Below are 23,752 nucleotides of genomic sequence, written 5' to 3'. Positions count from 1 at the left end.
GAATTCATTGAAGCCTTTAATTCACTTAACTGATTTTTTAAATCATTATAAGCATCAACTTGCTTTTGTTTTTCTATTTCGTGAGCTAATTTAAATGATGATTCTAATTTTTCAATTTCCTCTTGTTTTGCACTTTTTGAGACTTCAAGTTCTGTTTTTAGATCAGCAATCTTTTTATTATAATCATTAATCACACCTTGAACATTAACCTTATATTCAGGTAAATTTGTAAGATTTTCAAGTATTTCTGTTTTTACTTGATTTCTGATATCATCATTTCTTTCATTGTTTATGCTGCTACTTAAAATGAATAATTCTGTATTACTTAAGCTTGACAAATCAATAATATCACCAGCACTAGCATTTTCAACCAAAACCAATTTCATTGGATTTTGTTCACTAAATCTAAATTCAATCTTTTTCATACAAACGTCCTTTCTGATTTGTTTTTTGTCCTATATTTTTATTATACTTTTTTTTTTTTTTTACATTCGCCCCTTAATTTTATATACCTTATTTTCAATACTATTAGTATTTTTTATAATATTCTACTTTTTATAATTTAGAAAAAAGCAAGTGGTTACACTTACTTTTCTAACATGTTGAATAGTTCAACAATTTTCGCTACTGATAATTGTTGAATTCTTAAATTGTCATCATACCCTAATTGTTCAAATATATTAAGAATATGATCTTTTGAATATTTATTTTGTAATGAATAAGAAAGTTTCTTTCTTCTGTTCTCAAAGCATAATTTGAAGAAATCCTTAATTGAATTTCATTCATCTAATGAAACATTATTTTTAAATCTCAAAGATAAAATAGCTGAATCCACCTTTGGAGCAGGTGAAAAAGCATTTGCAGGAACAATAAATTCTAATTTACAATCAGCTAAAAATTGTGATGAAACTGATAATTTTGAATAATCTTTTGTATTAGGTTTAGCACAAACTCTTTGCGCTACTTCTTTTTGAACCATTACTAATACACCTTCAAAATTATCTTTGTTTTCAAATATTTTAAATAGGATATCAGTTGTTATGTAATAAGGAATATTAGCAATAATGTAAGTATCCTTAAAATTAGTTATATCAGCTTCCAGGAAGTCTTGATGAATAAGTTTAAAATTAGGATTGTTTATTTCTTTATTTAGAATATCAACCATATCAGTATCGATTTCAAAAGCAGTTACATAAGCTCCTGCATTTAAAAGATAATTAGTTAAAGCACCTCTACCCGGGCCTATTTCCAACACTTTTTGTTCTTTTACATCAAATACATTGATTATCTTACGTAAAATGTTTTGATCTTTTAAGAAGTTTTGTCCAAACTTCTTTTTTGCATAAACTTCTTTTTTATTTTGCATTATAAATTAAATAAATTCCTTAAGTTTTTATTAATTCTATCTGTGAATTTATCCATGCCCACTTTTTTGATTCCTGCTATGTAGTAAGCTACAAATAAAACTGTATTTGGTTCGTTTTTTTGTTCTGTATATGGATGAACTCTTAAGAATGGAGCGTCAGTTTCTGTAAGAATTCTTTCAAGTGGTAAAAACTCAATAATATCTCTAGTTTGGTTTGTCGTTCCATATGTAACAGCACCGCTGAATGAAAAATAAAGATTTTTAAATTCTAAAAATTTCTTAGCTCAATCCATATTTCCGGCAAATGTATGGAGCATAACTTTGATGTTAGGAAACTCTTTTAAAATATCATAAACATCTTGGTAAGCTTGGTATTGGTCGATTTTGTCTCTAATGTGAACAACAATTGGTAGGTTTAATTCTTGTGCTAATTTGATTTGATTTCTAAATGATTTAATTTGATTTTCTCTTGATGGAACACCTTCTTCATAGAAGTAATCTAATCCAATTTCTCCAATTCCAAAAATAGTCTCATCAATTAAATCTTTATATCTTAAATAATCATTCTCATCAATTCCATCTTCAGGATGAATTCCTATAACAGGTTTAATTAAATCAGGATACTTTTTAGCTAACTTGATAACTTCTTTATTTTCTTCAGCGTGACCACCATTAACAATCATAAATTCAAGTCTATTTGCATAAGCTTGCTCGCAAATCATATCGATAATTTCTTCATGTTTGTAAGCAGTCATTGATAAATGATTATGCGCATCAACAAATTTATTTTTCTTTGAACTCATATTATTTACCTAAACAGAAAGTGCTGAACATAACATCTAATAAGTCTTCTCTGTTTACATTTCCTTTAATATTTTGTAATTGATCTCACGCTGCATATAAATCGATTATAATCATGTCAAAAGTTGCATAATTGTCAAGTGCATTTTTAGCATCCTTAAGCGAATTTAAAGCTTGCTTAATAAGTGAAAGTTGACGTGTATTTGAAAAAATACGCTCATCTAAAATGTTGATATTCTGGAAGTTCGAAACTAAACCTTGTTCTAATGCTTCAATATCGTTATTTAAAGCAGAAATATAAATAACGTTATCATCTAATGACTTATCTGACTTTAACAAGTCTTTTTTGTTCATAACTTTTAAATAGAACTTACCTAACTCTTTTGATTTTTGCTCAATTAATTCATCAAAATCATCTTCAGATTCATTTGCAGATACAACGTGAACTACAAGATCACTTTTTTCAATTTGATCTAATGATTTTTGAATACCAATTTTTTCAATAATTTCTTGAGTGTTTCTTAAACCAGCAGTATCAACAAGTTTAAATAACATATCATTGATTTTGTAGGTGGCTTCAACTAAATCTCTTGTAGTTCCTGCGATATCTGTAACAATTGCTTTATCTTCTGATAAAAGTGCATTTAAAATACTACTTTTTCCAACGTTAGGTTTTCCTAAAAACGCAACTTTAACACCTTCAAAAATATATCTAGAATCCTCTGAAATTTTCACTATTTTTTCTAGCTCACTGATTAAAACAGAAATTTTCTCTGACATATTAATTGAATCTAAACGTTCAACATCATCGTATTCAGGGTAGTCAATATTAACTTCAGCAAGACCGATTAAAACAGCAATCTTATTTAAGAACTCATCAATTAAACCTGAAGTTTTACCCTTGAATTTATTAACTGACGCGAGTGCTTGAGATGAAGTTTGAGCCATAATTAAATCGTGAATAGCTTCAGCTTTAATTAAGTCCATTTTTCCATTTAAAAAAGCTCTTCTAGTGAATTCACCACGTTCAGCTAATCTAGCACCATTTTCAAGTAATAAACTTAAAACTTTGTTTGTAACAACAATTCCACCGTGACAGTTAATTTCGATTAAAGGTTCGCCAACATAGTTATTGAATACATCATTACCATTTGCATCTTTTTTACCAACAAATGACATAACTAAAATTTCATCAATAAGTTGTCCATTATCGTGAATGAAACCATATGAAATTGTGTGATCTGCGCCAATTTTTCCTTTAAAAACTTTAGAAACAACATTTACTGCATCAGGACCACATACACGAACAATTGAAATTGGTTGATTTATATGAGAACCTGAGCTGATTGCTGCAATTGTATCATTAGTCATATTGTCTCCTTTCTTATAAATACAATAAAACTAGCTAAAAAGCTAGTTTGACATTTATTTATTCATTAATTCTTCTTGTTTTTCACTTGTAATTTTGTCGATTTTACTAATTTCTTTATCAACTTCTTTTTGAATAACATCTAAGTATCTTTTTTGTTCGTCTTCTGATAACTCTTCATCAGCTTTGATAGCTTTATTAACTTCTTGACGAGCATTACGAACACCTACTTTAGCATTTTCAGTTAACTTAGATAATGATTTAACCATTTCTTTACGTTTTTCAGTTGTAAGAGGAGGGAAGTTTAATCTAATTTGACTTCCTTCATCAATTGGCATAACACCTAAGTTTGCTTTTTCAAGAGCTTTATTAATTTCCTTAACTGATGTAATATCGTAAGGTTTGATTAATAATTGTTGTGGCTCAGGAACTGAAATGTTTGATAATTCTTCAAGTGGTGTAGGTGTGTCATAGTAATTGACACGAATACCTTTGATCAATTGAGGGTTAGCTCTACCTGTTGAAATTTTTGATAATTCAAAACGGTAATGTGAAAGCGCTTTTTCTGCTTTTTCAGCAAAATCTAATAAATAAATATCTAATTCCATTATTTAGTAACCTCTGTATGTTTGATTTTTCCTTCAAGTGCATTTAAAATTGAATTTTCTTCTAATAAGTTAAACACAATTAAATTAATATTGTTGTCTCTAGCCATACTTGTGGCTGTTAAGTCCATAACTTGTAATTTCTTTTCTAAGATTTCATCATAAGTGATGTGATCATAATGTTTTGCATCAGGATTTTTCTTAGGATCTGAATCATAAATTCCATCAGTTCCATTTTTACCCATTAAAATAACTTGAGCACCAACTTCTGATGCATATAATGTTGCCGCTGTATCTGTTGTAAAGAATGGACGACCTGTTCCTCCAGCAAAGATAACAACTTCACCATCTTCTAAGTATTTGATTGTTTTTTCATTAACGTAATATTCAGCTACTCTTTGATCAATGTTTAATGAACTTTGAACTCTAGCTTTAAGTCCAACACGCTCGAAACCACTACCTAAGGCAATAGCATTCATAATTGTAGCAAGCATTCCAATATAGTCAGCTTTATTTCTGTTAATTCCATTTTTTTCAGCAGAAGCACCTCTTCAGAAGTTTCCTCCACCAATAACTACTGATACTTGTATACCTTTAGCTACAATTTCTTTAAGTTGTAATGCAATTTTCTGAACTAAATCATAGTCAATTGCTAAATGTTTTTCTTTGTTTGCAAAACCTTCTCCAGAAAGTTTTAAAAGAATTCTTTGATACTTAATCATCACTACCTCTATTTAACAAGTTAAGTTTTTATTATTTAATATAAATAATAATGTTTAAACTAATTATATAGAAAAAAGATTTTTCAGTCTATTTTTTTTAACTTTTTCCAAAATCTTTAAATTCAAGGATAAAAACTGCAATTTTTCACTTTTTTATGGAATTTTTCACAATTTTTCTTACAAATTACCGTTTTTTAAAAAATACTTTATAATTTATAAACATATTTTACAAATATGTTGTATTTTCAATTAATATTCCTATGCCATAGGAATAAAATTTTCCAAAAATAATTTAAAGAAAGAGGTAGATTATGGCAGCAGAAAAAGAAAAATTTTTATTTGCTATTGACTTAGATGGTACAACACTTCAATCTAGTGCAACAGGTGTTATTCACGACAGAACACTTAGCGCAATTAAAAGAGCAACAGAAGAAGGACACGTTGTATGTATCCTTACAGGAAGACCTTGAAGAAGTACTAAATTCATTTATGAATCATTAGGTCTTAACACAATCGTTGCTAACTACAATGGAGCGCATATTCACCATCCATATGATCAAGAATTCATCCCTTACATTAAATATTTAAACTTAAACGAAGCATTATACATTTTAGGTGATCCTAAAGTTAAAAAAGAAGTTTCAAACATTGCTATTGAAGGACCAGACTGAGTTCAATTAGATCATCGTGATGAAGAACTTGAAAAAGTTTTCGGATTTAAAACAAGTTCAAAATTACGTATCGGTTTAGACTTATACAAAATCCCTTTAATGCCTACAGGAATTATCTTTGACGTTAAAGAGACAACAAACATTGAAGAACTTAGAAAATACCTTAAATCAAGATATGGCGACTTAGCTGAATTCTCATACTGATCAAAAGGAGAAGGTTTAACACCTGTTTTCGACATGACTAACATTACAGCTAACAAAGGTAAAGCTTTAAGTATGTTAATTAGATACTACGACGTTAAAGTTGAAAACACAATTGCATTAGGAGATGGGTTTAACGACGTTCCTATGTTTAAAATCGCAAACATTTCAGTAGCTATGGCTAATGCTTCAAAAGACGTTAAAAAATATGCATCAATTAGAATTTCTAAAACAAACAAAGAAGGTGGAGTTGGAGAATACATTCACAAATTCTTAGACAATCCACAAGCCGAGATAGAAAAATCAAACGCACGTAAAAGAAAAATTCAAGCTATCGAGGAAGAATAATGAAATATATTGATGATATCAAACAACTTAGTGTTGATTTAGAGCAAGTAATTGGGGTTGATGAAACAGGGGTTGGTGATTACTGAACACCACTTGTTTCTTGTGCAGTTTATTTACCAAATAAGCTTAAACAATTTGTTGCTTCATTAGGTGTAAAGGATTCTAAAAAACTATCTGATAAACAAATTTTATCTTTAGCTCCTAGATTAATGGAATTTCTTGAATATTCCGTTTACACACTTACACAAGCCGGATATAACAAATTAAGCAAGTCTTATAATGCTAATGAACTTAAATTTTTCACTCACGCAAGTGCATTGAGTACATTGGCTAAAAAATACAAAATTCAAGCAACTGCAATTATTATTGATAAATATTCAACAACTAATTCAATATTAAAATATCATCAAAAATTCTTTATTGAAAATAACTGAGCTAAATTAAATGAGTTACAATTACCAACATTGCTAGTTAATAAAGCTGAAGACATTCACTTATCAGTTGCATGTGCTTCAATTATTGGAAGATACCATTTATTGCAATATATGGAAGAACAAAGTAAGAATTGAAATTTCAATTTCTTACTTGGTGCTAGCAAGCATGTTGTCGCTCAAATCCACGAGTTCACACAGACTTATGGTGAAAGCTCATTAAACTCTGTTTTAAAACTTAACTTTAAGATTAAATAAAATGAATAGACCTTATACACTGGTCTATTCATTTTTTAGTTCTCTAAAACTTTTCCACTTAAACGATTTCTTTGTAAGTCAATTTCAGTGATTTCAGAGTTAATCACCAAACCTGGATAATACTTATCAAAGATTGATTCATTTCTATTTAAGTTTAAATTACTTACGTGAATAAATAAGTTTTTCTTGATTCCGATATAAACAAATATACCAAAATCAGTAATATTTTCAACAGTTCCTTGAATTGTATCTCCGACTTTTAAGTCATTTACATCTAACACACTGTCTTTTAAGATAAATCCTGATTTATTATCAACAATTTTCTTAGTAGGGCTCGCTAATGATTGAAGTATCAATTCAACTGTATAAATATCTGAATTTAACTCATCAGCAATAGATTGTGCATTTAAGTTAGAAACATCTATACCTTGTTCGCTTGGTTTTAAGTTAAATTTTTCAACAATTTTTGATGCTAATTTATATGATTCAGGGTGAATTATTGTTTTATCAAAAAAGTTTGATGAAGTGAATATTCTTAAAAAACCTACTGACTGTTCAAAAATTTTTGGACCTAACCCTGGAACTTTAAGAAGTTCATTTCTGTTTTCGAAATTTTTACTTTCTTTACTATTTCTGTATTCAATAATATTTTGAGCTATCTTCTTGCTTAAACCTGCTATATACATCAAAATATGCTTTGTAGCAGTGTTTAAGTCAACTCCAAACTCATTAACTACCTTTTGCACTTTGAAGTTTAAATATTGTTCTAATTCTTTTTGATTTAAGTCGTGTTGATATTGACCGACACCAATTGATTTAGGATCAATTTTTACTAATTCATTTAATGGGTCTAAGAATTTTCTACCAATATTAATCGCACTTCTTTCTTCAACACTCAAGTTAGGAAATTCTTCGATTGCAATTTGTGAAGCTGAGTATACGCTAGCTCCAACTTCAGAAACGATAGCATACTTAACCTTTAAATTGTTTTGTTTAATAATATTAGAAATAAATAATTCAGTTTCTCTTGAAGCTGTTCCGTTTCCAATAACAACAATAGTAATTTTGTATTTGTTAATAAAATCTAAAACTACTTTAGTTGCCTCTGCTACTTTTTCTTGTGGTTTATTAGGGTAAATTTTAGCAATACCTAAAACATCTCCATTTTCAGATAATGCAGCTATTTTACATCCATTAACATATGCAGGGTCAATGGCTAAAATATTGTGCCCTGTAATTGCTGGAGCAGTTAATAATTTTTCAACTGAATTTGCAAATATATTAATACTTGCTTTTTCAGCTATTTCAAATAAGTCACTAAAGATTTCTCTTTCTACACTAGGTAAAATAAGTCTTTTGAGTGAATCATTAATCGCATCAATAACATTGTCTTTATTATTTCTTGTTTTATCGATAGCTTTTAAAATGATAATAACCAATGGTTCGCGTTTGTACTCAAATTCAAGTTTAAGTTTATCTAATTTAACACCTCTATTAATTGCTAATACATTGTGGTTTTTAATGTATTTAATAGGTGTTGAAAAATCATAGTAATTTAAGAATACTAAATCATCATTTTCATCATTAACTTTTTTAGACTTTGTTGTTTTAATTCTTCCAAAATTGTAGATTGATTCTTTAATTTGATTTTTAATTTCTACATTCTGTGAAATTCACTGTGCGATAATGAAATTAGCTTGCTCAATAGCAAATTCAACTGTAGGCACTTGTTCTGTTAAATATTTTTTAGCTTCTCTTGCGACATCAAATTGAGGACTTTTATTCTCAAAAATTCTCTTTGCAAGTGGCTCTAAACCGAGTTCAATGGCTTTTGTTGCTTTTGTGATTTTACCGACCTTGAATGGTTCATAAATTGACTCTAATTCGCTTTTGACAGTTGTATTTAAGATTTGTTCCTTAAGCTTGTCTGTAAGTAAATTCTTTTCACTTAGAATTTTAATAATTGCTTGTTGTCTATCTAAAAGCTCTTCTTTGTATTTGTAAATAGATTCAATTTGATAGATTTGTTCTTCATTAAGTCCACCAGTTTGTTGTTTTCTATAACGTGAAATGAATGGAACTGTATCTCCATTAGATAACATTTCTAAAACTGTTTGAACTTGATTTGTAGGAATGTTTAATTCTTTTGAAGCTAACTCCAAGGCTAATTCGTTATTTTTCATATTATCCTTTCCTATTAGAAACAAAAGAATCACTTTAAGAAGTGATTCTTAAGATTATTATTGTTTATTATCGTTTGATTTATTTGCTTCTTTTTCTGGTGTTGTCATTGAGTCTGCTCTAAAGTTTTTAAATGCAATAACTTTAACAACAAATGGGTTTACAACTCTTTGTGTGAATCCTTGAATAAATGCATAGAATACTGGAGCTAATAAATCTCCTAATAACATAGCAAATGTTGCGTAAACTAATGAATCAAATGCAAATGAATTTTTTGAATTTTTTAATTGATCCAATGTTACTGAAGTATCGAACCCAAAATCAGGTGCTATTCCAGTAATTTGTGCTTCTAAATGTTTACCAACATGAGTTTCTGATGTAAAGAATGCAGGTAATTGTTGAGCTAATCCTCTAGCTGGGTTAATAGCTGCTGTCGCACCTAAAATTCCCATTCATACTGATAATGAAATGATGAACATAATCATTAAATCACGGTATTTATTGTTAACGTTTGGTGAAAAAATTGGGAATAATAAGATAGCTGTCATAACTAACTCAACAAAGAAAATTCACGCTGTTCCACTTGCTAAAACGTGGTTTGCTGATGGATTTGAACCTTTTTCTAATTCTGCAACAAAAGAAGCTTTGTAAGCTCCAATTGCAGTAATTGGGGCATTAGGTAAATGATCTTTCCCTACTGATAAGTATCCAAATAAATAGATAAATCCTGCAGCAGCAAATGCTCCTAAGAATTGAATTGCAATTTTATATAAAGCATAGTAACCATTATTTCTACCATTTATATAACGATAAATAGTTACAGCTGGGTTAAGGTCACAACTTCAACGTAAGAAGATGAATAACACTACCCCAACAGCAATAAATCCTGCATAAAATCCAACAATGATTTTATGTAACATATATTCTTCGGCAACTTTACCTGAAGATGTGTAAATTGATAAACCTGCTAATGCAAGTGATAAAAAGATTGTTCCGATAAATTCTGATAAACCGTGGATGATTCAAGTTTTTAAATCAGCTGGTTTCTCAGCATTTTGTCTTTCTGACGCTTTTAATTTAAAGAAGCTAAATAAATCTTTGAAAAAGCTATTTTTCTTAATCAATAATTCCTGTGTATTAACCATTTTGTATTTTTCCATTCTCTAATAAAACTAATGCTTTCGAGTAATCTCCTGCTTGCGCAGCGTCTGCATTTTCTAATGTTGTTTTAGCTATTTGAGTTAAAGCTAAATCTGTTAAGAATGCTTGGTGTGATGTTACTAAAACGTTGTCCATTTCAATTAATTCTGCTCATTGAGGATCTTGTTCTTTAAGTTCTTTAATTCTTGAAGAAATGTCTTCGTAAAATCTTCCTTCTTCTCTTTCTAAAACGTCAGTTGCAAATCCACGAACTTTACCTGATTTAAGCCCATCGATCATTGCTTGTAATTCAATAATTTCTCCTCTGGCTGTGTTGATAATGATTGCTCCCGGTTTAAGCATATCAATAGCAGCTTTATCGAATAAGTATCTTGTTGAAGGTAATAAAGGACAGTGGATTGAAATAAAGTCTGAGTTTTGTAAGATTTCTGAAAATGAAGCTCATTCAAATCCGAATTGTTCAGCTAATTGAGGGAAGTTATCTTGAGCAAATGCATCAAATACTAAAACTCTAGCACCTGTTGCTTTAGCAATTTTAATAAATGTTTGTCCAATTTTTCCTGAACCAACAACCCCAATTGTTGAGTTTCCAACACAAAGTCCATCAAGTCCATTTAATGAGAAGTTGTAATCTTTAACTCTTTTATTAGCGATTAAAAGATTTCTGTTAAGTGCTAATAATCCTGCAAAAGCAAATTCACCAATACTTTCAGCTGAGTAGTTAAAAATTCTGTAAACGTGAATTCCTAACTCGTTAGCTTTAGCAACATCAATTTTGTTGTATCCCATTGATCTTTGCAATCAAACTTTTACACCCATTTTTGCTAAGACTTCTAAAATTACTTTGTCACCATAAGTATTAACAAACCCACATACAGCATCGTAACCTTTAGCTAACTTAACTGTATCTAAGTTTAAGTTTTCTTTAAAAAAAGTAATTTCGTGTCTTCCATCATTATATTTTTCAAAGTATTTAATATCGTAATCTTTAGAATCGAAAAATGCAATTCTCATATTTTCTCCTAGATAAAAATGAATAAAAATAAACCTAATAATTTTTAAAGTAATTATATTAAATTTATACTAAAACAAAGGCTTTTTATTTAAACTAAACTAATAGTGTGCTAGGTATAAAAATAGTTCATTTTCAGCTAAATTTACTATTGTAAATAGGAGGAGAAAATGAACTTAATATTATTTTATTTATCTAACTTACACAAGGGAAATAACTACATAATTTATAAAAATCTTAAAAGCATTCCTAAAATCGATATGAATCTATTAACACAATGAGTAAAAGAGTATGTGAAAAGGAAAATAAAGTTTATCACCATTTTAGATGAAGAATATCCTTTGAATTTAAACATTATCAAATATCCACCTTATGTGCTTTATGTGTACGGAAACACTACGCTACTTAAAAACAAAAATAAAGTTTATCTAGTTGATGAAAGAAACCTGCTAGATAGTTTTAATTCTGAAAAACAGCTTGAAAATATGGTTAATTCTCATGTGTTAATTACCAATGACTATAAAGAAAGTGAAAAATCTATTGTTGATTTTTATAGAAATCACAACGGTTCAATTATTCACATTCTAAAAGAAGGTTTTAATGATGAGATTTTAAAACAAACCTTAAAACAAAATGAACTTTATATATCTCAGTATCCCTTAAATTGTCATCCTAGAAGAGAATATTTTAAACAAGCAAATTTATTAAGTTCTTTATTAAGCAAACAATTTATTTCATTCTCGTTAAAAGGAGACTCAAAAGCAATACAGTTAGTAAATTACTTTGCTGATATTGGTAAGGATATAAAATGTTTCCCTAGTGATGATTTTGGTGATTTGAATAATCAGCTTATTAAGTCCGGAGCTACTTTAATTACTTCTGTTACTGAAATTTAGAAATAAAAAACGTGTCACATAATTGCTGTGGCACGTTTTACTATATAAATTAAAATTAGTTTTGTCTTTCAGGATATACAGAAACATACTTTCTGTTTCTTCTGCTTTCGTATTTTACGTATCCATCGATTTTTGAGAATAATGTATCGTCTCCACCACGACCAACATTTTGTCCTGGGAAAATTTTTGTTCCTCTTTGACGGTAAATGATTGATCCTGCTGTTGCAAATTGTCCATCACCTAATTTAGCACCTAAACGCTTACTATGAGAATCACGACCGTTACGGGTAGAACCACCGGCTTTCGTGTGTGCCATATTCTAATTACCCTTCGATTTTTGTAATTTTAACACGTGTGTAAGGTTGACGGTGTCCTAATTTTCTTTTGTGAGTAGACTTTGCATTGTGACGATATACAACAATTTTCTTTGCTTTCCCTTGTTTTTCGATTGTTCCGTAAACTACAGCATTAGATAAGTAAGGTCTTCCTACTTTATCGTTAACTAATAAAACTTTGTCAAATTTAACTTCTGAGTTTTCTTGACCTTCAAGTTTTTCAACGAAGATTGTTTGACCTTCTTTAACTAAAAGTTGTTTTCCACCTGATTCGATAATTGCAAACATGCAATACCTCCAAAATGTGGCTCGTCTTTGAGGTGGCTTTTGCACTTGATGAACCTCTTTAGTACGGTTACAAATGTAACATGCTTATTATATAGCAATAAAGTAAAATTAGTAAGTTTTTTTAGTCTAAAAATATAGAAGTTATACAAATTTTTTCAATGAAATCTTGACTTTGAATTGAAAAATTATGAATAGTGATTTTTTTAAAATAATAAGTAATTTTCAATTACATTAGAAGTTTTCTTAACAGTATTATCTCACTTGAATTCTTGATCTTTACCTTTAACTGAACCTGAATTTGATGTAAATGACTTAAATAAACCAAGAATAGATATTGCGCTTTGAACTATCGATGGAATTAACGGAACTAAAGCCGCAAACGAAAAACCAGGTTGAATTTGCGAATACTTTTCTTTTTCTATTGGTTTTAGATCATTAAGTTTCATAGTTAACCTCCTTTCACTTATATAGTAAAAAATGATCAAAAAAGAACAGTTTTTTTACTGTTCTACATAGTTTGTATTGAAATTACCAGAAACTTTAGCTACTTTTGAGCAAGAAACTCAAACAGTAGGATCGATTATTTTTAAATCAGCAATTAAGTTTTTCTCTTCTAGAAGAAGAATTGTAGTTTCAATTTTAATTGCAGTTTTACCTGTGTAACCTGATTTGAAACGTTCGATTCTGTAACTGTGTCAGTAATTAATAAGTTTGAAGTAAGCAATAATTCTTTCAGGATTTGATGAAATAATTGTTAAGTTTACTTTCTTATATTTAGGATATAACATACCAACAACTAAGTTAGTAACTATTAAGTATAAGAATGTTGAAAGTTCTCTCATTCCGAATAACTCACCATTTTGATTTGGACGAACAAATCCGTAAATAAGTACAAATGTAACTGCTGTTACGAAACCGACAATAACAAGAATTGAACTAACACTTTTCTTATGTTTTGTTGAGAAGTAGTAAGCAATAATATCTGTTCCACCAGTTGAACCACCAACTTTTCACGAAATAGCTATTCCTGTACCAATAAATACTGCTCCAAGACATCCATAAAGTAAAACACCTCAGCTGATTCCGTCTGAATATCAAGCTAATTGTGTTAATTGTTCAATTGAATATTGAGCGTATTTTTCAAATTCTGCAGCTTTCTCAGCACTAAATGCACTTGGATTTAATTTAAAATCAATTAATTCTTTTAAATTAGCTTGCCCTGGTGTTGAAGCAACTTCAACAATTGCTTTAGTATCTTTAATTGATACATTGTAATTATCATAGTCAATAGGAACTAAATTGATTTTCTCAAACAAGAATGAATGAACATGCTCTTCTGTGAAAATAAAGTTTGTTAATTGTAAACAAAGCATAAAGAATAAAGTTAATCCTATAAAACTAAACTTGACTTTTCTTCAAAATATAATGAATAAAGGTAAATTACATGCAAAATAAATTAAAGCAAAATAGTTTCTTAAAACAGGAAATAAATATTGCAAAATAGTAGGAATTCCTGTAATTCCAGAAGGAATTGTGTCTGCTTTTGATAAAAAGATATGAATTCCAAAGTTAAAAATTAATGCTGATACAAAAGTAAGCACTAGTTTTAATCAATATTTAACCCAAAAAGTCTTAAATGTAAGCTTACTTTGTTTTGAATTATTTAAATACTTCGCCATCTTGTATTTTAATTTTTCTTCTTCTTTTTGAATCTCAGCAGGGTTGATTATCACTGCCGAATTATTAGCATCCAGATTCATTGAAGCTTTATTAATAAGGTCAATTTTCTTTGACTTAAATTTGAAATAATTAGTAATTCAAGATGATTTTGGTGTAGTAGTTTTATTGCAATTTTCATTTGCAAAATTATCTTTATTCTTCATGAAACATATTTTATATTATTATCAATTAAATAATTAAAAAATTCCAAATCATATGACTGAAATTCTTATGATAATTAGAATTTCAAAATAGCCATAAAAACTGTAATTTTTAAGTGAAACTAAAACACATATAATCAGTTCAAGCTAGAATATTTTGTAATCAGTTTATAAAAAATCAAAAACACCTCGTGTCATTATTGAGGTGTTTTGATTTAATACATTTATTTACTTAAATACTTTTGTAGGTATTCTTTATTTTCTTCAAAAACTGCAGGTTCATTTTTTGATAAGTAGTATGTCCCTAGTTTTTTAAGTAAAACAATATTTGAAATTGCTTGAACACCGAATTGGTTAGCTTTTTCTCCAAAAATAGTGAATAATTTTTGTCTTTCTTCTTCCATTTCGCTGTATTCAATTTTAATTCCTAACTTCTTGTTGAATAGCATAGTTCAGAAGTAGTTCATAATTGTAGATTTAACAACTTCTCTTTTATCCCCTGCGAAGTCTTCTTTAAATCTAAATTCTTTCATATCGTTTTCAATTAATTCATTCTCAATTTCAAGTAATTGATTAAATTCTTTTAATAATTGACCTAAAATGTTTTCACCATAAGCAAAAACAGAATCATTAACAATTTGTTCTAAAATAGTTTTTTCAACATATTTTCTAACATCATCCATATTTTTAATTTGGTCAATATTTAATAAATGAACATTTTCTGTAGTAATTGGCATTTCTTTAATTTCAACAATTTGAATAGGTTTGACTAAAAAGTCTCTTCCAGCATAATTTACAGTAACAACTTCTCCTAGTTTTGCACCAATTAATTGTTTTTCAAATTGATGTTCACTTTCAGGATTTGCAATAATTTGATATTTTTCAAATTTAGCTTCTTGCATATCTGCAGGTTTAGTTTCAATGATTACATTATCATTAGTTTCAACTACGTCTCTATCAACATTAAGTTTAAATTTGTAACCTGAAATAAATAAGTTATAAAACTCATCAATTTTTGCATTATAGTCATTTGATAATAACTTAAATGGTTCAGGTTTAATATCTAAATTATATTTTTCAAGGTTATCTTCATAGAAAACTTTTAATTTAAATGAAAAATCTTCAATTGTGAATTTAACATCTTGTGGAACTGGTAAAAATGCAATTTTATCTGCATCTTTAAGATTCATTTCTTCCATTAATTTTTGTTTAACTGAATCCATATAAGCATTTGATGCTGATGTTAAAATAAGTTTTTGATCAATTTTCTGACCTTCTCTTTTATTTGATTCTAAGTAACTTAAAACATTATTTTGTACAGTTAATCATTCTTTTTTATCAACTGTGAACTCTCTAATTTCGAACTTCATAATTTCTCCTCGATCTATTAATATTTTAATTATATACAAATATAAAAATAATGTGTCTGAAAATTTAGCAAATAACTGACTAATTTGCTTATTTTGTTTAAAACTTTATATAAGCTATATAATTTAAAAATATGAAAATACCTGCTACAAAAAACGAAATAAAAGACTACATTATTGAGCTTACAAATGAGTTAAATAAACTCAATCACGCTTACTACAATCTTGATAAACCACTTGTTGATGACTTTGTTTATGATAGTAAATTAAGAGAACTTGAGGAGCTTGAAATTAAGTATCCTGAGTTTATTCAAGAGGATTCTCCCACAACTAAAATTGGTGGTGTTCCAAGCTTAAACTTCTCTAAATATAATCATCAAAAACCAATGCTTTCACTAGCTAAAGCATATTCACAAGAAGAAGTTAATGATTTTATTAAAAATGCTACAGCACCTATAAATTCATCACAAATTAACTTCAATCTTGAACCTAAAATTGATGGTCTGTCAATCTCATTAATTTACAAAGATGGTAAATTAGCAAATGCAGTAACTCGTGGAGATGGTAAAGTTGGTGAGGATGTTACTAAAAATGCTCTAATCATTAAAAGCATCCCTAAAACAATTAATTATCTAAAACCAATTGAAATAAGAGGGGAAATTTATATTAACAAATCTAAATTCCTTGAAATTAATCAACAATTAAAAGAAGAATTCGAAGAGAAAAAACTTGAATTTATTAATAAAACTTGACCAGCTTATTTAGCTAAATTAGGTGATTACAATAATGGTAAAATCAAAACACTTCCAAAGGAACCAAAAGAACCTACAGAAGATTATTTTGCTAATACCAGAAATATGGCAGCAGGTACTTTAAGACAGAAAAATGGTAAATTAATCATTCAGAGAGATCTTCAAATCATTATGTATGATATTGTCGATCCATTAGAGCACGGTTTAAAAGAACAATCACAAATTGTTGATTTCTTAAAATCATTAAACTTACCTACGCATCAATATCACTATGTAGAAAAAGATTTTCAATCGATAATCAAAAGAATTAATGAGTTTGAATTAGTTAAAGATTCATTTGAATATGACTGTGATGGTTTTGTCATTAAACTGAATCAACTTGAATATTGAGATTTATTAGGTAAAACCGCTAAATTTCCTAGATATGCAATTGCATATAAATACAAAAGCGAAGAAGCATATCCAATTATTAAAAAGATAGTAGCTACAGTTGGTAGAACCGGAAAAATAACTTATGTAGCAAGTTTTGACCCTGTTGAGTTAGTTCAAACAACAGTTTCAAACGCAACACTTCACAACTATGATTTTATTTCTAATATGAACATAAACATAGGTGACCAAGTTGTTTTAATCAAATCTGGTGAAATTATTCCTAAAATTATTGAGTTAAAAACTAAATACACAAATTCAATTTTCCCTAAGGTTCTAAATTGCCCTTCTTGTAATTCAGTTTTAGTTGAATACCCAGGAATTGTCGATCAATTTTGTGAAAATCCAAACTGTTATGAAAAACTAACCAGAAACTTATCATTCTTTGTTTCTAGAGATGCGCTTAACATTGTTTCACTAAGTGAAAAGACACTTAACTTCTTCTTTGATAAAGGTTGAATTACAGACCAATATTCAATTTTCAATCTAAAGGATAAAGCTGATGAAATTCTTGAATTCTTCAAAGAAAATTCATCAAATCCTGATGTTAAAATCAAGATTGCTGATAAAAGATTAAACAACATTTTAGTTTCTATTGAAGAAGCAAAAAATGTTGAATTACATAAAGCATTATTTGCTTTAGGAATCAAAAACATAGGTCTAGTAGTTGCGAAAATGATTTCAGAAAAATTAACAAAACTTTCAGACTTGTTCGAAATTAACCTTGATGAATACCTTTTAATTAATTCAATTGGACCTGAAATAGTTCAATCACTTAAAGATTTTGTTTCAGATAATAAAAATAAAGAATTGATACAAAAATTAGACAATGTGTTAATTTACAAATCATCAAATAATGAACCTAAATCAGATAAACTTAAAAATCAAACTTTTGTAATTACAGGTACACATTCAATTTCTAGAGATGAACTTTCAAAAATCATTGAGCAAAATGGAGGAACTGTTTCATCTTCAATTTCAAGCAAAACAAATTACTTAGTTGCTGGAGAAAATGTTGGGGCAACTAAATTTGATAAAGCAAACAAATTAAATGTTCCAATTATAAGTGAGCAAGACTTATATGAAATGATTAAATAGCACTTGTTGCTATTTTTTTATACAAAAAACCAGTCATTATAACTGGTTTCATATGTAATAAGGTATTGTGATTAAATTATTTGTTCTTTTTGATTTCTTTAAGACGAGCACTTTTTCCACTAAGATTTCTCATGTAGTAAAGTCTTTTTCTTCTAACTTTGTTTGAACGAACTACTTCGATGTGTGCGATTAAAGGTGAGTTAACTGGAAATGTTCTTTCAACACCAATTCCGTAAGAAATTTTTCTAACTGTGAACATTTCTCTTGTACCTGATTCTTTTTTACTGATTACTAAACCTTCAAAAATTTGAATACGTTCTTTTTCACCCTCACGGATACGTACGTGAACTTTAACATTGTCTCCTGTTTTGAATTCAGGTAAGTCTGTACGTAATTGTGGATGTTCTACTAACTCTAATAATCTATTTCTCATTTTTAATTATCCTTTCATAAAGGTCAGGTCTATTCTTTTTAGTTTTTTCTAAACTAGCCTGCTCTTTTCATTCTTTAATTTTCTTATGGTCTCCATTAAGCAATACTTCAGGTACTAAGTAACCTTTGTATTCTCTTGGTCTTGTATATTGTGGATGTTCTAATAAACCTCTACCTTGGAAAGATTCATTTTGATGTGATTCATCTCTAATGGCTCCTGGAAGTAATCTGATAATACTGTCAGCCATTACCATTGATGGTAACTCTCCTCCTGTAAGTACATAATCACCTATTGATAATTCAATATCAACAAAATTAAGCACTCTTTCGTCAAACCCTTCATATCTTCCGGCGATGAAAGTAATTTGATCCTTTTTAGATAATTCCTCTGCTATTTCTTGAGTGAATTGTTTACCTTGTGGAGAAACTAAAATTTTATATCCACCGTTATTTTCTAAACTTTCTAAAGCTAAGTCAATTGGCTCTACTTGTAAAAGTAGCCCGTGACCACCACCATAAATCTCATCGTCAACTTTTCTATGTTTATCTTTAGAAAAGTCTCTGAAATCAACCACATTAAATTCCACTAGTCCTTTTTCTTTAACTAAGTTAACAATACTTTCATTAACAAAAGGTTCATAGTATCTAGGGAATAAAGTAAGAAAATTAATTTTCATTATTTTTTAAGTTCTGAAGTTAATTTGTGAGCTCTAAATAAGTTAGCAACAGTAATTGTAGGTTGTGCACCTTGTTTTAATCATTTAGCAGTTAATTCTTTGTTTAAAACAAATTCTTTAGAAGATGGATTGTAGTGTCCTAAAGCTTCGATAAATTTACCATCACGTGGTGATCTTGCGTCAGCTACAACAATTTTGTATACTGGTCTGAACTTGTCACCCATTCTTTTTAATCTAATTTTAACCATTTTTACCTCCTTAATTAAGTGTAAAGCGCTAGTGCTTTACAGCTGTATAAATTTAGATATATTATAATATAAAAAAATAAATCACACGCATTTTTTTACGTATGATTTATAGACCTAAAAATTAAATAATTCTTGTTGCAATGTACCCAAATGGTAAGTAATTTGGATACACAATATTTACGATTAAGAATGATAATATAGCTAATATAACTAATAAAGAAATTAAATCAATTCAAGATTGTTTAATTTTTCTATATTTAGTTCTCTTAGCATATGGATCATATCCTCTTGTTTCCATTGAGTTAGCTAAATCTTCAGCTTTTGAGAATGATGAAACGAATAAAGGAATAATCAATGTGGTAAATGCATCAATTTTTTCCTTAATATTACCGTGCTTGAAGTCAACCCCACGTGATGATTGTGCTTTAATAATTCTATTTGATTCATCAATTAATGTTGGTATGAATCTAAGTGCGATTGAAACAATCATCGCAATAACGTGTGTAGGTACAAAAATGAATTTAAGTGGATATAAAAGATCTTCAATTGCTTTTGTCAATAATATTGGTCTTGTTGTGTTTGTTAACAATGTAGTGATTAAAATCATTGTGTAAATTCTTAAAAATAAACTCAATGTTTTATTGATATTATCTAATGAAACACCATATTGAACTTTTTGCATAAGAGCATTTGAGTGTTCGCCTTTAAAAACAGATAACACACCATTTGTGTCTATTATTGTGTTATAAAAAGTTTTGCTTGCTGAAGTGTTAAAACTTCAGAATCCATTCGTCCAGTAAGCTTGAGCTAACCTATTTACATCTTGATGATCTTTTAAATATGATTTGCTCAACATATTAGCAACATCATTATGTACTGTTTCATTTGTTATAGTGTACAAGTTGACTGCAAAAATTACAACAGACACAAAGATAGGTAACTTAAGCATTTTAAGTAATGGTCTTACTCTTTTATTTGTGTAAATATAGATAATAATAAGAGGTAAAAGTAAGATAACCATATCAATGAAATATCTAACCATAAACACCATTACAATATAAACAATAACCATAAGTAACTTAAATCTAGGATCTAATTTATATAAAAATCCATCACCTGGAATGTAACGTCCAAATACACTTTTCATTACACTCCCTTCTTACTTTCCATATGTTTATTAATATAGAAAGCCAATTGTTCTTCTGATGTTACTTTTGGTATATCTACACCTCTTTTTCTTAATTTATTAGCAAACTCTAATAAATGCGGTGGTTGAAGATTGTTTTCCCTTAAAAACTCAACATCATTTAAAACATCATAAGGTTCACCATCATTAACAATTTGTCCATTTTTCATAAGCAAAATACGTTTTGAGTATTTTAAAATGTTATCTAAATCATGAGTTACATTGATGATAGTTTTTCCTGATTTATGTAAGTTATTAAGAATTTCTAAAATTTCATCAACACCTTGAGGATCAAGTCCAGCCGTAGGTTCATCAACAACTAAGAAATCAGGTTCCATTGCTAGAATTCCAGCAAGAGCAACTCTTCTTTTTTGTCCACCACTGAGTTCAAAAGGGCTTCTTTCTAAATATTCTTCACCTAATCCTACAAGTTTTAAACATTCTCTAGCTTTTTCATAAGCTTTAATTTTTGGAACACCATAAGCCATCGGACCAAATGCAATATCCTCAATTATTGTTCCTTTAAATAACTGGTATTCTGCAAATTGAAAAGCTATAGCAACTCTTTGTCTAATTTTTTTAGGCATAGATCTTAATGATTTGATTTTGTTTTTGTAGGTTTGTTGAGTCACAAAATCTTCAACATATTTAAGTTCATTAATTTTCTTTAATGTCTCAGAGTTAGCATCAAATTCATTTTTGAACAATTCAACTTCTTTACTAAATGAAAATTTAAACTTGTTTTTAAGTTTTGATTTTCTTTCAGTTTGATGCTGACTATATTCTTCACTAAATTTGTTGTAAGCTATCTTGTATTCTTTTTTATAGATTTTTTCTAACTCTTTAATTTGCTTATCATTAGCTTTAATTTCTTTTTTAATTTGAGCACTTTTTTCTTTAAGTTCTGCTTTATATTTAGGATCATTTTTATCAGAATATTTTTTGTCTAATGAAACTAATAGTTTTGATAGTTCATAGCCATACGTTCTTCTAATATTATCCTTATAAACTCATTCGATTACTCCATTTGTAGGTTCTAGTAATCTATTTAAATGTTCGATTAATGTAGTCTTTCCTGAACCGGTAGCACCAATAATACCAACATATTCACCTTGCTTAATTGTTGCAGATACATCTTTTAATGCAGTAAATTCTCAAGGTGTCTTTACACTAAATGTATGAGTTAATTTTTTTACTTTTATTTGCATATTTCTTCTATTAACTCACTTTCATTGTATGTTGGTTCAATTCCATTAATCATTGTGCTCATTCTGTAAATAAATGGAGATTCAATTTTCGCTATTTCAATAATTTCTTGGTTCTTTAATATTTCTTTTGGTGAGCCAGCTGCAATTAATTTTCCTTTAGCAAAAACTAAACATTTATCAGCTAAAATTGCTTCATCCATATCGTGTGTAATTGAGATTAAGGTTTTATCTTTTTGTTCTTTAATTTCCTTGATTATTTGAATAACACTTGATTTACCTTTTGGGTCAAGCATTGATGTAACTTCATCGAAAATAATAACATCAGGATTTAAAGCTAAAATTGCAGCAATAGCAACCCTTTGTTTTTGACCACCACTTAAGCTTTCAGGTTCTCTTTCAAGTAAGTTATCCATATCAACTTTTGCTGCATATTTTTTAACTAACTTATGCATTTCTTCATGTGGAACGTTTCTATTTTCTAATCCAAATGCAATATCATCTTCAACACTAGAACCTACAAACTGGTTATCTGGATTTTGAAAAATAATCCCAATTTTCTTTCTAATCTTAAGTAAGTTCTCTTTTGAATATTCAATTCCATCAATGCTAATTGAACCGCTTTGAGGTTTAAGTAAAGTTACAAGTACTTTTGACAAAGTACTTTTACCTGAACCATTGTGCCCTAATATAGCAACATACTCACCCTTTTCAATAGAAAAAGAAACATTTTTTAATGCTGGTTGAGTATCTGTTTCTCTATATCTGAATGTAATGTTATCTACCTTAATCATAAATATAATTTTAATAAAAAAGCAATATTTTGATAGCTTTCTTATACAAAATTATTATTTTTAAATAAATTTAATTTATTTAACTAATTTTCCACTTTTGAAGCTATAAAATATTGTGCTTTATCTTTAAATCCTAACTTTTTGTATAAGTTACCAACCTTTTCTTCTGTGTAATATAAAAGTGGTTCAAGGTTGTTATTTAATATATCCTTACATAGTAGTGAAACTAAATGCGAAGCTAAACCTAGACCTCTAAATTCTGGATTTGTTGCTACTCCTCAAATTGCTGCGTTTTTAGAATTTGTATAAACAACACAGGCGTGAGAAATCACTTTTTTATCTTTTAAAGCTATATAACCATAATTTAAGTTATTTTCTAGAACATATTTTTTATAAGAATCAACTCAATGATTTCTTGAGTTTGGATAAAAATTTTCTTCTTCGAGGAATTTTTTGATTTCGTCAAAATCAAATAAATCAACTCTTTTAATTAATATCTTTTTATCTAACGCTTCTTCTTTTGCTTCACTAAAAACAAAATCATCTTTATCTAATGCAGCAATAGTTTGATTGTAAATTTCATAATTATTAAGATTACTAATCTGATGAATCAAGTTCAAGCAAGCATCACCATAAGTTATCACAGTTGGTGAAAAAACTGAAAGCAAATTAATAATTTTCTCTACATTTTCTTTTTTGTAGTTTACATTAGATATAAATGCAGAATATGCATCATTTCTAAAAGTGTTAATTACCAATCCATTTTCGAAATAGGTAATGGAACCACTATTTTCTAATTTATTTTCTAGTAAGTCATTTTCATATAGAAAAATATAGTAATTATTTACAAATCATTCTTCCATTAATAAGTCTAAAGTCATAAAACTCCTCAGTTGACAAATTTCAGTTAATTATATCACTATGAATTTTACTTTTATAACTTGTAGAGTGTAGAAAAAGGTACAATTATGTGCTTAATTTTTTGAATTATCTTTATTCTGAATGTATTCTCTAACAATTGGCGCGACTTCTTCATCAT

At 28.4% G+C, this 23,752-nt stretch carries 25 protein-coding genes; 4 read left to right on the top strand and 21 right to left on the bottom strand.

Annotated features, from left to right (window positions below):
- The 6 genes from VBM89_RS02825 to pyrH all read right to left on the bottom strand — a co-directional run.
- On the bottom strand, window positions 1-425 hold a 425-nt coding region (locus VBM89_RS02825), incomplete at its 3' end, for a hypothetical protein (RefSeq protein ID WP_323188733.1).
- Between the two features lie 161 nt (window positions 426-586).
- On the bottom strand, window positions 587-1,366 hold the full coding sequence (gene rsmA, locus VBM89_RS02820; RefSeq protein WP_323188732.1) for a 16S rRNA (adenine(1518)-N(6)/adenine(1519)-N(6))-dimethyltransferase RsmA: 780 nt from the start codon (window positions 1,364-1,366) through the stop codon (window positions 587-589).
- Entirely contained in the window at window positions 1,366-2,169 is an 804-nt protein-coding gene (locus VBM89_RS02815) for a TatD family hydrolase (protein WP_323188731.1), read from the bottom strand. The genes rsmA and VBM89_RS02815 overlap by 1 nt, the downstream gene beginning before the upstream one ends.
- A 1-nt stretch (window position 2,170) precedes the next feature.
- Window positions 2,171-3,538, bottom strand: a complete 1,368-nt coding sequence (mnmE, locus tag VBM89_RS02810) for a tRNA uridine-5-carboxymethylaminomethyl(34) synthesis GTPase MnmE (protein ID WP_323188730.1) — start codon at window positions 3,536-3,538, stop codon at window positions 2,171-2,173.
- 54 nt (window positions 3,539-3,592) lie between these two features.
- Window positions 3,593-4,144 carry a ribosome recycling factor gene (frr, locus tag VBM89_RS02805; RefSeq protein WP_257089062.1) on the bottom strand — a complete coding sequence of 184 codons (552 nt, stop codon included), beginning with the start codon at window positions 4,142-4,144 and terminating at the stop codon, window positions 3,593-3,595.
- On the bottom strand, window positions 4,144-4,863 hold the full coding sequence (gene pyrH / locus VBM89_RS02800; protein WP_323188729.1) for a UMP kinase: 720 nt from the start codon (window positions 4,861-4,863) through the stop codon (window positions 4,144-4,146). Before pyrH ends, frr begins: the two co-directional genes overlap by 1 nt.
- Before the next feature lie 311 nt (window positions 4,864-5,174).
- Between pyrH and VBM89_RS02795 the strand changes: the two genes are divergently transcribed.
- Together VBM89_RS02795 and VBM89_RS02790 are read left to right on the top strand one after the other, a co-directional pair.
- Complete coding sequence (locus VBM89_RS02795; protein ID WP_257089066.1) at window positions 5,175-6,083, top strand: Cof-type HAD-IIB family hydrolase; 909 nt, start codon at window positions 5,175-5,177, stop codon at window positions 6,081-6,083.
- A complete protein-coding gene (locus tag VBM89_RS02790; RefSeq protein ID WP_323188728.1) occupies window positions 6,083-6,772 on the top strand; it encodes a ribonuclease HIII in 690 nt (229 codons plus the stop codon). The genes VBM89_RS02795 and VBM89_RS02790 overlap by 1 nt, the downstream gene beginning before the upstream one ends.
- A 35-nt stretch (window positions 6,773-6,807) precedes the next feature.
- On the opposite strand, the gene VBM89_RS02785 is transcribed toward VBM89_RS02790, so the two are convergent.
- Genes VBM89_RS02785 through VBM89_RS02775 form a run of 3 tightly spaced genes read right to left on the bottom strand, consistent with a single transcriptional unit; the run spans window position 6,808 to window position 11,128 of the window.
- The gene (locus VBM89_RS02785; RefSeq protein WP_323188727.1) at window positions 6,808-8,955 is read right to left on the bottom strand and encodes a Tex-like N-terminal domain-containing protein; all 2,148 of its coding nucleotides are present in this window, start codon (window positions 8,953-8,955) and stop codon (window positions 6,808-6,810) included.
- Window positions 8,956-9,012: 57 nt separating this feature from the next.
- Window positions 9,013-10,113, bottom strand: a complete 1,101-nt coding sequence (locus VBM89_RS02780) for an aquaporin (protein WP_323188726.1) — start codon at window positions 10,111-10,113, stop codon at window positions 9,013-9,015.
- A complete protein-coding gene (locus VBM89_RS02775; protein WP_323188725.1) occupies window positions 10,091-11,128 on the bottom strand; it encodes a 2-hydroxyacid dehydrogenase in 1,038 nt (345 codons plus the stop codon). The genes VBM89_RS02780 and VBM89_RS02775 overlap by 23 nt, the downstream gene beginning before the upstream one ends.
- Before the next feature lie 168 nt (window positions 11,129-11,296).
- Between VBM89_RS02775 and VBM89_RS02770 the strand changes: the two genes are divergently transcribed.
- Window positions 11,297-12,022, top strand: a complete 726-nt coding sequence (locus VBM89_RS02770; protein WP_323188724.1) for a DNA-processing protein DprA — start codon at window positions 11,297-11,299, stop codon at window positions 12,020-12,022.
- 55 nt (window positions 12,023-12,077) lie between these two features.
- Here VBM89_RS02770 and rpmA read toward each other — a convergent pair whose 3' ends face one another.
- From rpmA to VBM89_RS02745, 5 genes are all read right to left on the bottom strand, one after another.
- Window positions 12,078-12,338, bottom strand: a complete 261-nt coding sequence (gene rpmA, locus VBM89_RS02765) for a 50S ribosomal protein L27 (protein WP_257089078.1) — start codon at window positions 12,336-12,338, stop codon at window positions 12,078-12,080.
- 7 nt (window positions 12,339-12,345) lie between these two features.
- A complete protein-coding gene (gene rplU, locus VBM89_RS02760; RefSeq protein ID WP_257089080.1) occupies window positions 12,346-12,645 on the bottom strand; it encodes a 50S ribosomal protein L21 in 300 nt (99 codons plus the stop codon).
- Between the two features lie 203 nt (window positions 12,646-12,848).
- Complete coding sequence (locus VBM89_RS02755; RefSeq protein WP_323188723.1) at window positions 12,849-13,091, bottom strand: hypothetical protein; 243 nt, start codon at window positions 13,089-13,091, stop codon at window positions 12,849-12,851.
- Window positions 13,092-13,145: 54 nt separating this feature from the next.
- Window positions 13,146-14,528 (bottom strand): YitT family protein, encoded by a 1,383-nt coding sequence (locus tag VBM89_RS02750; protein WP_323188722.1) that lies wholly within the window; start codon window positions 14,526-14,528, stop codon window positions 13,146-13,148.
- Window positions 14,529-14,749: 221 nt separating this feature from the next.
- On the bottom strand, window positions 14,750-15,895 hold the full coding sequence (locus VBM89_RS02745) for a trigger factor-related chaperone (RefSeq protein ID WP_323188721.1): 1,146 nt from the start codon (window positions 15,893-15,895) through the stop codon (window positions 14,750-14,752).
- Window positions 15,896-16,026: 131 nt separating this feature from the next.
- On the opposite strand from VBM89_RS02745, the gene ligA reads away from it, so the two are divergent.
- Window positions 16,027-18,171 carry an NAD-dependent DNA ligase LigA gene (gene ligA, locus VBM89_RS02740; protein WP_323188720.1) on the top strand — a complete coding sequence of 715 codons (2,145 nt, stop codon included), beginning with the start codon at window positions 16,027-16,029 and terminating at the stop codon, window positions 18,169-18,171.
- A gap of 76 nt (window positions 18,172-18,247) precedes the next feature.
- Here the strand turns inward: ligA and rplS are convergent, their stop codons facing one another.
- From rplS to VBM89_RS02705, 7 genes are all read right to left on the bottom strand, one after another.
- A complete protein-coding gene (gene rplS, locus VBM89_RS02735; RefSeq protein ID WP_257089090.1) occupies window positions 18,248-18,604 on the bottom strand; it encodes a 50S ribosomal protein L19 in 357 nt (118 codons plus the stop codon).
- Entirely contained in the window at window positions 18,594-19,280 is a 687-nt protein-coding gene (trmD, locus tag VBM89_RS02730) for a tRNA (guanosine(37)-N1)-methyltransferase TrmD (protein WP_323188719.1), read from the bottom strand. Before trmD ends, rplS begins: the two co-directional genes overlap by 11 nt.
- Window positions 19,280-19,528, bottom strand: a complete 249-nt coding sequence (gene rpsP, locus VBM89_RS02725; protein ID WP_257089094.1) for a 30S ribosomal protein S16 — start codon at window positions 19,526-19,528, stop codon at window positions 19,280-19,282. Before rpsP ends, trmD begins: the two co-directional genes overlap by 1 nt.
- Before the next feature lie 121 nt (window positions 19,529-19,649).
- A complete protein-coding gene (locus VBM89_RS02720; protein ID WP_323188718.1) occupies window positions 19,650-20,675 on the bottom strand; it encodes an energy-coupling factor transporter transmembrane component T in 1,026 nt (341 codons plus the stop codon).
- On the bottom strand, window positions 20,675-21,922 hold the full coding sequence (locus VBM89_RS02715; RefSeq protein ID WP_323188717.1) for an ATP-binding cassette domain-containing protein: 1,248 nt from the start codon (window positions 21,920-21,922) through the stop codon (window positions 20,675-20,677). Before VBM89_RS02715 ends, VBM89_RS02720 begins: the two co-directional genes overlap by 1 nt.
- Window positions 21,913-22,713 carry an energy-coupling factor transporter ATPase gene (locus tag VBM89_RS02710; RefSeq protein ID WP_323188716.1) on the bottom strand — a complete coding sequence of 267 codons (801 nt, stop codon included), beginning with the start codon at window positions 22,711-22,713 and terminating at the stop codon, window positions 21,913-21,915. Before VBM89_RS02710 ends, VBM89_RS02715 begins: the two co-directional genes overlap by 10 nt.
- Before the next feature lie 83 nt (window positions 22,714-22,796).
- On the bottom strand, window positions 22,797-23,594 hold the full coding sequence (locus VBM89_RS02705) for a GNAT family N-acetyltransferase (protein ID WP_323188715.1): 798 nt from the start codon (window positions 23,592-23,594) through the stop codon (window positions 22,797-22,799).
- Window positions 23,595-23,752 lie beyond the last annotated feature (158 nt).

It is taken from the genome of Mycoplasma sp. 1199, from assembly GCF_034863365.1.
Lineage (GTDB): Bacteria > Bacillota_I > Bacilli_A > Mycoplasmatales > Metamycoplasmataceae > Mycoplasmopsis.
Note: the sequence above shows the minus strand (reverse complement) of the source record. Positions and strands in the feature narration are given on the sequence as shown.